The sequence below is a fragment of the Herbidospora sp. RD11066 genome (genome assembly GCF_054661255.1).
This window is the reverse complement of record NZ_BAAGDO010000001.1, coordinates 520171-531519: the sequence shown is the minus strand read 5'-3', so window position 1 is coordinate 531519 and position 11349 is coordinate 520171. Positions and strand designations below refer to the sequence as shown.

Here is an 11349-nt window from a genome sequence, read left to right as displayed (position 1 = left end):
AGAATCCGCCCCGCCGACGGTCCATCCGCGCCCAAGATTCGCCCCGCTGAAGGTCCGCTCCCGCTCAGAATCCGCCCCGCCGACGGTCCATCCGCGCCCAAGATTCGCCCCGCTGAAGGTCCGCTCCCGCTCAGAATCCGCCCGGCCGACGGTCCATCCGCGCTCAGGATCCGCCCGGCCGACGGTCCATCCGCGCTCAGGATCCGCCCGGCCGGGGGTACGGCGGAGCCCGGAATCCGCCCGACTCAAGGTCCGTGAACGACGATGAACCTCGCCCTGCGCCTGGGGGCCGTGATCTTCCTGTTGGCGGTCTGGCAGGTGGTGGCCTGGTTGAAGATCTGGCCGCCGGTGTTCGTGCCCGAACCTCTGTCGGTGTGGGACCAGCTCGTCCGCACCTCCACCGAGGGGTACAGCGGCTACACCCTCGCCGGTCATCTGCTGGCCAGCCTGCGCCGGATCGTCCTCGGGTGCCTCTACGGCATCGGCGGCGGGATCGTGCTCGGCCTGCTCATCGGGGTCGTGCCGGTGCTGCGGACGCTGCTCAACCCGCTGGTGACCTTCGTGCGCACGCTGCCGCCGCTGGCCTATCTGAGTCTCCTCGTCATCTGGTTCGGGATCGGCGAGGAGCCGAAGGTGTGGCTGCTGCTGCTCGCGGCGCTCCCGCCCGTGGCCGTCGCGACCGCCGACGCGGTGCGGGGCGTCCACGACGACTACCTCAACGCGGCCCGCTCGCTCGGCGCCCGCCCGTGGGAGATCCCCTATCGGGTGGTGCTGCCCAGTGCGCTGCCGGAGATCGTGACCGGCGTGCGGGTGGCGGTCGGGGTGGCGTACACGACCGTCGTCGCCGCCGAGACCATCAACGGCGTGCCCGGCATCGGCGGGATGGTCCGCGACGCCCAGCGCTTCAACCACACCGACGTCGTCGTGCTCGGGATCATCGTGATCGGACTGTCCGGGCTGCTCATCGACTACCTGCTGCAGACGCTCGACCGGCGGCTCGTGCCCTGGCGCGGCCGTCACATCTGAAGGAGCCCCCCATGAAACGCGTCATCGCGGCGCTGCTGGTACTGGCCACCGCCTGCTCCTCTCCGGCCGAGGCGCCGGAGGGGAAGAAGACGGTCCTGCGGATCGGCTACCAGCTCATCCCCAACGGCGACCTGATCGTCAAAGACCAGAAGTGGCTGGAGCAGGCGCTTCCCGGCACCGAGATCACCTGGAGCAAGTTCGACTCCGGAGGTGACGTCAACACGGCCATGATCGCGGGGGCGATCGACATCGGCCTGGCCGGCAGTTCCCCCGTCACGCGTGGTCTGTCGGCGCCGCTCAACATCCCCTACCGGGTGCCGTGGATCTTCGACGTGATCGGCGACAACGAAGCCCTGGTCGCCAAGAAGGAGATCACCTCGGTCGCCGGGCTGGCCGGGAAGACGATCGCGACCCCGTTCGCGTCGACCGCCCACTACAGCCTCCTCGCCGTCCTCGACGAGGCCGGGGTGACCGACGCCAAGGTCATCGACCTCCAGCCACCGGACATCCAGGCCGCGTGGACCCGCGGCGACATCGACGCCGCCTACGTGTGGACGCCGGTCCTGGCCGAACTGGAGAAGGACGGCGCCGTGCTCGCCACCAGCCGCGAGCTGGCCGGAAAGGGCAAGCTCACCGCCGACCTGGCCGTGGTGCGCAACGAGTTCGCCGACAAGCACCCCGAGATCCTCCAGGAGTGGCTCAAGCAGCAGGACCGCGCGGTCAAGCTGACCCGCACCGACACCGCCGCGGCCGCCGCCGCCATCGGCCGCCAGCTCAACCTCGACCCGGCCGAGGCCACCCGCCAGCTGGGCCAGCTCGTCCTCCTCGACGCGACCGAACAGCGCGGCCCCGACTACCTGGGCACCGCCGAGGCCCCCGGCAAGCTCGCGGAGAACCTGCGGAGCGCGGCCGAGTTCCTGGTCGGCCAGAAGCAACTGGACGCGGTCCCCGAACTGACGGTCTTCCAGAAGGGCCTCCTGGCCAATGCCCTTCCCTGATCGGCGGGACGGCGAGGAGCCGAGTCCGGAAATATCGGCATCCGGTCGGGCCGGGTCCCGTGCCCCGGCCCTCGCCAGCCAGGGTCCCGCCGGACACGGTCCCACCGGACAGGTTTCCGCCGAACCGATCCCCAGCGACCAGGTCCCTCGGGAACAGGGCCCCGGCGAACAGGGCCCCGGCGAACAAAGATCCGGCGGGCAAGAACCCGGCGAAAAAGGGGCCCGCTCCGAACCGGCCGCGATCGAGCTTCGGGCGGTGACACGGGTCTACCGCGACCGCGCGGCGCTCGGGCCGATCGATCTGGTCATCCCCGCCGGGGAGTTCCTGACCGTGGTCGGGCCCTCCGGTTGTGGCAAGAGCACGTTGCTGAGCCTGGTGGCGGGGTTCGCCCCGCCCACGGCGGGGACCGTGCTGGCCGACGGGGTGCCGGTGACCGGGCCGTGCCCTTCGCGGGGTGTGGTGTTCCAGCAGCCCCGGCTGTTCCCGTGGCTCTCCGTATCCGGAAATATCGGGTTCGGGCTGCGGCGGATGCCCAAGGCCGCGCGAAGAGAACGGGTGGCCGAGCTGCTGGCCATGACCGGGCTGGAGAACGCGGCCAAGCTCAAGCCCTACGAGCTGTCCGGGGGCATGCGCCAGCGTGCCGCCATCGCGCGGGCGCTGGCGCCCCGGCCCAAGGTCCTGCTCATGGACGAACCCTTCGGCGCGCTCGACGCGTTCACGCGGGAGCGGATGCAGGAGGAGGTCCGCGAGCTGTGGCGGAGCACCGGGGTCACGATCCTGTTCATCACCCACGACGTCACCGAGGCGACGACCCTGGGCACCAGGGTGATCGCCCTGGCCGGGCCACCCGGGCGCATCACTCTCGACGCGGGCGTGAGCGAAGGGCTCCGCGACAAGGTCGAAGCCGCCATCCGCGACGCCGCCTCGGCTCGTACCGGAGCAGGGTCGTAACAGGGCGACGACTCACCGTCACCATGCGCCGCCCACACATGTGACACACCTCTCCGCCCCGGCGCGGCCATCGATGAGGGCTGGTGGCCTCGTGGGGTCGTACCGGAAATCAGCCTTTGAAGGGACCCGTCACCTCGTAGGTGACTCCTCCGGTTCGGGAGGAGAAGTAGAGGCGTTCCCCGTCAGGGGAGAAGGCCAGGCCCGCTATCGACTTCTCCGGGCCGCCGACCCGCAGCAAAGGGGTCACCGTGCCGTCGGGGCCGATGATGTTGATCTCGCCGTCGGGGGTGACGAACAGGTCTCCGGCTCCGGCCAGCAACCTGGGGTCGGCGCCGTAGAGGACCGAGAGTTCGCCCGCCACCGGGTCATAAGACCAGACCCGGTCGTCGTCGGTCGAGAAGTAGCAGAACCCGCCCGACGTGGAGCACCGGCCGGCCCGCTGGAAGCGGACGGAACCGGGCACCTGGTCGCGGGTCGGGGCGTCGGTGGCCGACGGGTTGGGCACGCGGGACCAGGTCACCGGGCCGGGACCGGCGCCGAGCATGACCTCCAGGACGCCCGTCGTCAGGTCGCCCCAGTCGTCGGGGCGGAAGCGGTAGAGGCAGCCCTCGGGGTGGTCTTCGGTCAGGTAGACGACCTGGCGGACCTCGTCGCAGACGGCGCTCTCGTGCCGGAACAGGCCCATAGCGGGGCGGGGCATGGCGGCGAAGTGGCCGTAGGGGTCGCATTCGAAGACGCGGCCCCGGCAGGTGTCCTCGCACGACAGCCACGTGTTCCAGGAGGTCGCGCCCCCGGCCCGGTTGCTGTCGGTGCCCGACAGGATGCGGTAGCCGCTGCGGATCGACCCGTCGGGGGCGAACCTGAGGGCGGAGACGCCCCCGAGGAGCGGGATCTCGGAGTTGGAGACGTAGATCCAGCCGTCGCCGTCGGCGAAGCAGGCGCCGTTCTCGGGCGCTTGGTGCCAGGTCACGCCGCCGACCCTCTCGCCGGTGCGGCCGACCACTCTGCTGGTGAAGCCCTCCGCGAGTTCGATCGCAGGATCCGTCCTCATCCGCGCCGCAAACCTCCCCGAACCGGCAGCCATGAGACCTCCCTCACAAATCACGCTACGCGCGGCAGGCGGGGACAGTCGAACCGAGCGACGTGAACTTCCGGGGAATCGGCACGGGTCCCCGGGCAAAACTTTGCCCAAACCACGGGCAGCGGGGACCTGGACCATTTCTAAAGTGGTCGGCCATGCCCCTCTCTCCCGACGTGATCGCCCCTGCGGTCACCTCGCGCCGCGCCCTCGTGTTCCTCGACCAGGATCCACCGGCCCGGCGGCTGGCGAGTGCCCTGCGATCGTCCGGCTACGCGGTCGAGACCTGCCCGGCCGGACGCCGCGACCACGAACGCCTGGCCGAGTTCCTCGGCTCCGGGCGGCCCGGTGACCTGCTGCTGGTGCGCTGGCCGTCGACGGCGACGTGGTCGGGGGCCGATTTCGCGACGCTGGTGAAGCGGTTCGGGGCCTCCGCCGGGGAGTCGACCGCCTCGGCGGTGCTGATGATCGTCGACTTCGGGTGGATCGGCAGCGCCTCCCCCGACGAGCAGACCGTCAGCGCCCTGCCCGCGCCGCCCGGCATCGTCGCCGCCGCGCTGACCACGGGCCTGGCGGTCGGGGCGGCGATCCGGCCGGGGGCGCCCTCGCTGACCGAGGTGGTCGCCGACGGGCTGCTGACCTTCGACGCCGACCTCGGCGGCGACGGCGTGGTCTCGGTCGCCGACCTGCTGGCCCACGCGCTGGCGGCGTTCGGGGAGCACGCCGAGTTCCTGCCCCACCTGCTGACCTCGCCCGAAGCGCTCGATGTCGCGGTGGCGGTGCGCGAGACCGTGTCGGGCACGCTGCCCACGGTCTTCGAACGCGCCGCGGCGATGCTGGGCGGGCCCCGGCCGAGGTCGGCCGAGCAGGCCGTCGCGCGGATCTACGACGAGCACCTGTCGCCGGAGGCGCAACTGCTGCTGCGCCGGGGCAGCCTGCTGACCGAGGGCGAGCGGCTGACCGGCGAGGTGGCCGAGGTGCTCGGCGGGGCCCGCGCGGGCCGCACCGAACTGGCCGAGTGGGGGCTGCTCGGTGAACCGTTCAGCCATCCGGCCGTGGCCCTGTTCGGGAAGGCCCGGCTCGACGCCGAGGAGAGGGCGACCCTGCCGGGCGCGCTGCGGCGCTGGCGGGCGCGGCGCAAGGCGACCCGGCCGAGGGCGCGGCTGACCCCCGACCGCTGGACCGTCGACGACCATCTCGGCCACGGCGTCTACGCCGAGGCGATCGCCGCCTTCATCCGCCACGCCGAGACCCGGCCGCCGCTGACGATCGGGGTGAAGGGCCCCTGGGGCACCGGCAAGACCTCCTTGATGCGGATGATCCAGGAGGAACTCGACCCCGGCGCGTCGGGCGGGAACGCGCGCGAACTCCGGCTGCCCCGCTCGCTCCCGGCCCGCCCTCCGGCCCGGCTGATCAGGCTGCTGGCGAGGTTGTGGCCGGGCGACCGGTCGGCGCAGGGCATCACGAACGCCGAGGTCCGCGCCGCGTCCAAGGCCACCGAGGGCGAGACGGCGCCGGTCGAGGCGGTGACGAGCGGCTGGCGGCCGACGGTCTGGTTCAACCCGTGGATGTACCAGAACGACGAGCAGGTCTGGGCCGGGCTCGCCCACGAGATCATCACCCAGATCACCGGCCGTCTCCCCCGCGCCGAGCGGGAGCGCTTCTGGCTGCGGCTCAACCTGGCCCGCGTCGACCGCGAGGCGGTCCGCCGCCGCGCCTACCACCTGGCGCTCATGCGGGTCGCGCCGGTCCTGCTCGGGCTGGTCCTGACCCTGCTGCTGTCCGGCGCGTCCCTGCTGGCCGCGCCCCTCCTGCCCTTCCTCTCCGGTACGGCCGGGGCGCTCGCCTCCGGGGGCGCGCTGGCCGCGGTCTTCGCGGCTTCTGTACGTCTTGCGCGCTTCCTCACCGAATCGGCCGAGTCGGCGTTCGCCTCCCTGGTCCGGGCGCCCGACCCCCTCAGCGGAGACGGCCCCGGCTATGGGGCGCGCACCGGGTTCCTGCATCTCGTCCAGACCGACATGGGACACGTGCTCGATCTGGTGGCCACCTCGGAACGCCCCCTGGTCGTCTTCGTGGACGACCTCGACCGCTGCTCCTCGGGCGCGGTCGCCCAGGTGATCGAGGCGATCAACCTGTTCCTGGCCGGGGAGTTCCCCAACTGCGTGTTCGTCTTGGCCATGGAGCCCGACGTGGTGGCCGCGCACGTCGAGGTGGCCTACCGCGACCTGGCCGAGAGCATGCCCGCCCACATGCGCGAGGACCTCGGGTGGCGGTTCCTGGAGAAGATCGTCCAGCTCCCGCTGCGGGTGCCGCTGCTCGACGAGGACGCCCGGCTGCCCGAATACGTGCGCGCCCTCATGGACATCCCGGCCCAGCGGCAGGCGCCGGTCGCCGCGCCCGCCCGGCCGTCGGTCGACCTCGCGATGGTGGCCCGCATCGAACGGGCGATCCGGGGCTCGGGCGCCCGCGTCGACACCCTCGACGACGCCGCCCGCGCCGCCCAGGACACCGTCGCGGTGGCCGAGGGCGAGACCGCCGCGCTCGGCAACCTGTGGGCGGAGACGCGCCTGGCCGCCGACCGGGTGTTCGACGATCTCTACAGCGACGAGAACGCCTACCGCGCCATCCGGGGCGCGCTCCCGATCCTGACGGCCTCCAACCCGCGCGAGCTCAAGCGCTATGTGAACGTCTTCCGGTTCTACTCCTTCGTCACCTACCGCCAGCGGCTGGCCGGGGAGCGCGCCGCCTCGGACGCGGAGGTCGCCAAGCTGGCGGCCCTCACCGTGCGGTGGCCGCACCTGCTGTCGCGGCTGTCCGGGGGCGCCGTGCTCGGGCGGCTGGAGGAGGCCGCCGGGGACGCCGCCGCCTGGCACGAGGCGCTGATCTGCGCCGGGCTGGAACCGGGGCCCAAGTGGGATCCGCTGCGGGTGCTGCTGGCCGCCCCGCCGTCGGTGACCGACCTCGCGAGACGCCTGCTGTAACCGATTCGTCGCGGTACGCTACCGTCGTCCCCCCGACCGGAAGGCTGCCCCGATGGCGCTCATCTATCCCGTCCACCCCGAGGCCGACGACACCGACGATTCCTTCGAGTCCATGTCGTCCGAGTGGTCAGATCAATGGGTGATCGAGGTGACCGTCCGAGACGAGGGCGACGACACCGACTGCGACAGTGTCGTGATCGGCCCGCTGTCGGCCCGGCCGGCGTGGGACTACGTCCACGAGCTCGAGGCGCTGCGGCCGAGGTGGACGTTCGTGCTCCAGCCGATCTTCGAACCGGCCCACGCCCCTGACCTTGTGACCTCGCTGGAGGCCTAGGTCTGGAACGTTCCCGGAACACACCGATGCCGCAGTCCACTGAGGACTGCGGCATCGGTTCCCGGTGACCCAGGTTGGCGCCGCCGCTCCTGAAAGGATCCAGCCAATCACGTGATCAGGAGCGGCGGCCGTTCAAGTCGGGGGGTACAGCACCGTGTCTAGCGCTGGGCCTGGATCATCCAGTGCTGCTTCTCCAGCTCCCTGGTGATACCGATCAGCAGGTCCTGGGTGACCAGATCGCTCTTCTCGGTCATCTCGATGCGCTCGCGCATGCGCCGCACCATCGACTCCAAGATGTCGGTCATAGCCGCGATGACCTTGCCGTCCTCGATGTAACCGGGTTCGAGCTGGTGCAGGTTCGTGTGCTCGGCGATCGTGCGGGCCCGGCCGTCCGGGTTCACGCCCACGGCGACGGCCCGCTCGGCCACGCTGTCGGCGGCGTCCCTCGCCAGGGTGACGATCTCGTCGAGGTGCAGATGCAGTGAGCGGAACGTCCGCCCGATGATGTTCCAGTGGGCCTGCTTGCCGAGGAGCGACAGGTCCAGCAGGTCGACGAGCGACCCCTGCAACGCCTCGGCTGTGACCTTCTTGTCCTCCGCGCTCAGAAGGCTGGTGATCGAAGCCATGAAAGCGGATCTCCCTCCCACATAAGTCGGTCTATTCGGCTCAACAGAGGACGAATCGCCCATATTCCCCAGTTGACAGTGTCATCGTGACAGTGTCACTGTTGAGGCATGGACGAGACCTGGACCATCGCCGAACTGGCCGAGCGCGCGACCACCGCGCTCGCCGGGCTGGCGCCTGCCAACGGCCGGGTCAGGGACGTACCGAACGAACGCCTGATCCGCTACTACACGACGATCGGCCTGCTCGATCCCCCGCTCGCCCGGCGCGGCCGGGTCGCCCTCTACGGAAGGCGGCACCTGCTCCAGCTCGTGGCGGTCAAGCGCCGCCAGGCCGAAGGGGTGTCCATCGCGGCCATCCAGGCCGAATTGGTCGGGGCGACCAACGCCCACCTGACCGAACTGGCGGGAGCGACCGACACCATGCTTTCCCGCCAGGAGAGCAATGGCACGGGCGCCCCTGCGCCCCCGGCTCGACGACTGCCCGCGCCAGCTCCCCATGGACTTTCCCGCGGCCCCAACCTCGACCCCGAGCCCGGCCCGGCCGAATCGCGGTCCCGGTTCTTGGCCGCCCGCCCGACGACCGCCGACTCCCCCGGCCAGACCACCCAAGCCGACCAGCCCGGCGAGACCGACCAGGCCGCCAAGACCGACCAGGCTGCCAAAGCCGACCCCGTCGACAAGGCTGACCCGGCTGCCAAGGCTGGTCCCGCCGACAAGGGCAGACAGGCCGGCAGGGCAGCCGCCCTCCCCGGCCCGGTTTCGTCGCCCCAGGCTTTCCCACTCGCCTTTCACGGCGTCGGGCTGACCGCCGAAGCCGCGTTGCTGCTCTCCCGGCAGCTCACCGACGACGAACGGGCGGCCGTGATGCGGGCCGCCCGGCCCTTGATCGACCTCCTGACCGACCTTGGTTTCTCCGAAGGGACCCTGTCATGACCGTTCCCATCACGCCGATCAGGCCCGACGAGATTCTGCCGGTTCCCGACGCGGGGTTCGGCGCCCTGGAGACCGAGAAGGGGAACCTGCCCCTGGAGTCGGTCGACGTCCGGGCCTCGATCGCGGCGCTCGCCGCCGAGGTCAAGGTCGTGCAGGGGTTCCGCAACCCGCATGACGTCGCCCTGGAGGCGACCTATGTCTTCCCGCTGCCGCCCCGCGCCGCCGTGACCGCCTTCCGGATGGAGGCCGACGGGCACGTCGTCGAGGGGGTGCTCCAGGAGCGGGGGCAGGCGCGGGCGGCGTACACGCAGGCTCTTCAGGAAGGGAAGCGGGCCGCCATCGCCGAGGAGGACCGGCCCGACGTCTTCGCCATCAGGGTCGGCAACATCGTGCCGGGCGAGCGGGTGACCGTCCACCTCGACCTGAGCCAGCCCCTCCCCTACGAAGACGGCGCCGCCGAGTTCCGGTTCCCGCTGGTCGTGGCCCCGCGCTACATCCCGGGCGGCCCGCTCGACGGCCAGCCGGTGGGGGCGGGCACCGCGGCCGACACCGACGCCGTGCCCGACGCCTCGCGGATCAGCCCGCCGGTGCTGCTGCCGGGGTTCCCGAGCGGGGTGCGCCTGGGTCTGAGCGCGACCGTCGACCCGGCCGGGCTGGAGATCACCGAGATCCGGAGCAGCCTCCACGACATCGACCAGGAGGGCGACACCCTGACGGTCCGGCCGGGCGAGCGGCTCGACCGCGACTTCATCCTCCGCTTCAGGTTCGCCGCCTCGACCTCGCTGACGCTCACCCCCGACGCCGAGGGCGAGGAGGGCACCTTCGCGCTGACCGTGCTGCCGCCGGAGGTGGAGCGGCGGCGCACCCCGCGTGACGTCGTGCTGCTGCTCGACCGGTCGGGCAGCATGTCGGGCTGGAAGATGGTGGCCGCCCGCCGGGCCGCCGCCCGGATCGTCGACACCCTCACCGCCGACGACCGAATCGCGGTGCTCTCGTTCGACCACGACGTCGAGCAGCCGTTCCCCGGCCTGGCCGCGGCGACCGACCGCACCCGCTACCGCGCGATCGAGCACCTCGCCCGCCTGGAGGCCAGGGGCGGCACCGAGATGCTCCGGCCGCTGGAGACGGCGCTGGCCCTGCTGACCGAGCCCGGCCGCGACCGGGTGCTGGTCATGGTCACCGACGGGCAGGTCGGCAACGAAGACCAGATCATCGAGCGCATCGGCACCGGGCTCACCGGCGACGTCAGGGTGCACACGGTCGGCATCGACCAGGCGGTCAACGCCGGGTTCCTCGGCCGTCTTGCGCTGCTCGGCGGCGGCCGATGTGAGCTGGTCGAGTCGGAGGACCGACTCGACGCCGCGATGGAGCACATCCACCGCCGCATCGGCGCCCCGCTCGTCACCGACCTGACCCTCCATGCCGAGGGCCTGACCATCGTCGGCGACAGCGTCACCCACGTGGGCTCGCTGTTCCCCGGCGTCCCGCTCACCGCCCACGGCCGCTACCGTGCGGCGTCAGAAAAGGCCTCGATCTCCGTACGCGGCCACGCGGCGGCCCCCTGGTCGGAGACCGTCACCGCACGGGAGACCACCGGTTCGGCCGTCCGGGCGATCTGGGCCAGGGCCGAGCTACGGCGGCTGGAAGACCGGTACACGATCGGCGAGCACACCCTGGAGCCGCGCATCGTCGAGACCTCGGTGAAGTTCGGGGTGCTGTGCCGGTTCACCGCGTTCGTCGCGGTCGACGAGCGGGTGGTCGGCGACGGCCCGCCGCTCCACCAGGTGATCCAGCCGGTCGAGACCCCGGCGGGCTGGGACTCCCCGGTCCACCTGACCGCCACCGGAGGCGCGATGCCGATGATGGCGCAGGCCTCGCTCGGCTTCTCCGCACCGCCGCCCGGCGCGCCGGTGCCGCCGCCCATGCCGGCCCCGATGGCTCCCCCGATGCAGGCGCCCGGGGCGGGTCCCCGTCCGGCGGCCAGGTCTGCCGAGGGCTCCGCTCCGGCGCCCAAGGTCGCCGACCGGCTGCGCCGGGCGTTCGGCGGCCTGCAGCCCGACCGGATGATGCCGCACCCCCGCAGCGAGCCGCCGCAGACCGACCTGAGCGGGATCCTCCCGCTGCTCCGGGACGAGCTCACCCGGCTGGCCGAGGCGCGGAAGCTGCCCGACGGCGACCGCCGCCTCTACCTGGCCGACCTGGCCAGCCGCCTGCGGGTCACGGCCCACATGGTCGGCGGGCACCCCGAGCTGTCGGCCCTGGCCGACGAGCTCCAATGGGCCGAGCGGCCCGCCTTCGACCTCGCCGCGATGTGGGCCAAGACCGAGAGGCTGCTGGGCGACCTGACGGGTGGCGTACCGGAGCAGAAGCCCTTCTGGAAGCGGTGACCGACGAGTAAGGACCCGGACTCGACCGAGTCCG

The 11349-nt window shown here is 71.9% G+C and carries 9 protein-coding genes; 7 read left to right on the top strand and 2 right to left on the bottom strand.

The genetic code is table 11. The annotated features are described in order from the left end of the window. The first annotated feature begins 264 nt into the window (after nucleotides 1–264). The 3 genes from ACYQ78_RS02415 to ACYQ78_RS02405 all read left to right on the top strand — a co-directional run bounded on the left by ACYQ78_RS02415 (nucleotide 265) and on the right by ACYQ78_RS02405 (nucleotide 2976). Nucleotides 265–1026 carry an ABC transporter permease gene (locus tag ACYQ78_RS02415; protein ID WP_459798981.1) on the top strand — a complete coding sequence of 254 codons (762 nt, stop codon included), beginning with the start codon at nucleotides 265–267 and terminating at the stop codon, nucleotides 1024–1026. A gap of 11 nt (nucleotides 1027–1037) precedes the next feature. Then, on the top strand, nucleotides 1038–2024 hold the full coding sequence (locus tag ACYQ78_RS02410; protein ID WP_459798980.1) for a taurine ABC transporter substrate-binding protein: 987 nt from the start codon (nucleotides 1038–1040) through the stop codon (nucleotides 2022–2024). 256 nt (nucleotides 2025–2280) lie between these two features. Then, on the top strand, nucleotides 2281–2976 hold the full coding sequence (locus ACYQ78_RS02405) for an ABC transporter ATP-binding protein (protein WP_459798979.1): 696 nt from the start codon (nucleotides 2281–2283) through the stop codon (nucleotides 2974–2976). Between the two features lie 109 nt (nucleotides 2977–3085). Here the strand turns inward: ACYQ78_RS02405 and ACYQ78_RS02400 are convergent, their stop codons facing one another. Further along, nucleotides 3086–4027: an alkaline phosphatase PhoX gene (locus tag ACYQ78_RS02400; RefSeq protein WP_459798978.1), complete on the bottom strand. Its 942-nt coding sequence runs from the start codon at nucleotides 4025–4027 to the stop codon at nucleotides 3086–3088. Between the two features lie 185 nt (nucleotides 4028–4212). Between ACYQ78_RS02400 and ACYQ78_RS02395 the strand changes: the two genes are divergently transcribed. Both ACYQ78_RS02395 and ACYQ78_RS02390 read left to right on the top strand, forming a co-directional pair. After that, entirely contained in the window at nucleotides 4213–7035 is a 2823-nt protein-coding gene (locus ACYQ78_RS02395) for a KAP family P-loop NTPase fold protein (RefSeq protein ID WP_459798977.1), read from the top strand. Between the two features lie 52 nt (nucleotides 7036–7087). Continuing rightward, nucleotides 7088–7369: a hypothetical protein gene (locus tag ACYQ78_RS02390; RefSeq protein ID WP_459798976.1), complete on the top strand. Its 282-nt coding sequence runs from the start codon at nucleotides 7088–7090 to the stop codon at nucleotides 7367–7369. Between the two features lie 158 nt (nucleotides 7370–7527). On the opposite strand, the gene ACYQ78_RS02385 is transcribed toward ACYQ78_RS02390, so the two are convergent. After that, nucleotides 7528–7995 carry a Dps family protein gene (locus ACYQ78_RS02385; RefSeq protein WP_459798975.1) on the bottom strand — a complete coding sequence of 156 codons (468 nt, stop codon included), beginning with the start codon at nucleotides 7993–7995 and terminating at the stop codon, nucleotides 7528–7530. Between the two features lie 108 nt (nucleotides 7996–8103). Here ACYQ78_RS02385 and ACYQ78_RS02380 point away from each other — a divergent pair, with 108 nt between their 5' ends. Both ACYQ78_RS02380 and ACYQ78_RS02375 read left to right on the top strand, forming a co-directional pair. Next, a complete protein-coding gene (locus ACYQ78_RS02380) occupies nucleotides 8104–8928 on the top strand; it encodes a helix-turn-helix domain-containing protein (protein WP_459798974.1) in 825 nt (274 codons plus the stop codon). Then, entirely contained in the window at nucleotides 8925–11315 is a 2391-nt protein-coding gene (locus ACYQ78_RS02375; protein WP_459798973.1) for a VIT domain-containing protein, read from the top strand. The genes ACYQ78_RS02380 and ACYQ78_RS02375 overlap by 4 nt, the downstream gene beginning before the upstream one ends. The last annotated feature ends 34 nt before the right edge of the window (nucleotides 11316–11349 follow it).

What these genes read in the sequence shown, in the direction of transcription:
- ACYQ78_RS02415 (WP_459798981.1), top strand. Translation starts at nt 265, where the DNA reads ATGAACCTCGCCCTGCGCCTGGGGGCCGTGATCTTCCTGTTGGCGGTC.
- ACYQ78_RS02410 (WP_459798980.1), top strand. Translation starts at nt 1,038, where the DNA reads ATGAAACGCGTCATCGCGGCGCTGCTGGTACTGGCCACCGCCTGCTCC.
- ACYQ78_RS02400 (WP_459798978.1), bottom strand. Translation starts at nt 4,027, where the DNA reads ATGAGGACGGATCCTGCGATCGAACTCGCGGAGGGCTTCACCAGCAGA.
- ACYQ78_RS02395 (WP_459798977.1), top strand. Translation starts at nt 4,213, where the DNA reads ATGCCCCTCTCTCCCGACGTGATCGCCCCTGCGGTCACCTCGCGCCGC.
- ACYQ78_RS02390 (WP_459798976.1), top strand. Translation starts at nt 7,088, where the DNA reads ATGGCGCTCATCTATCCCGTCCACCCCGAGGCCGACGACACCGACGAT.
- ACYQ78_RS02385 (WP_459798975.1), bottom strand. Translation starts at nt 7,995, where the DNA reads ATGGCTTCGATCACCAGCCTTCTGAGCGCGGAGGACAAGAAGGTCACA.
- ACYQ78_RS02380 (WP_459798974.1), top strand. Translation starts at nt 8,104, where the DNA reads ATGGACGAGACCTGGACCATCGCCGAACTGGCCGAGCGCGCGACCACC.
- ACYQ78_RS02375 (WP_459798973.1), top strand. Translation starts at nt 8,925, where the DNA reads ATGACCGTTCCCATCACGCCGATCAGGCCCGACGAGATTCTGCCGGTT.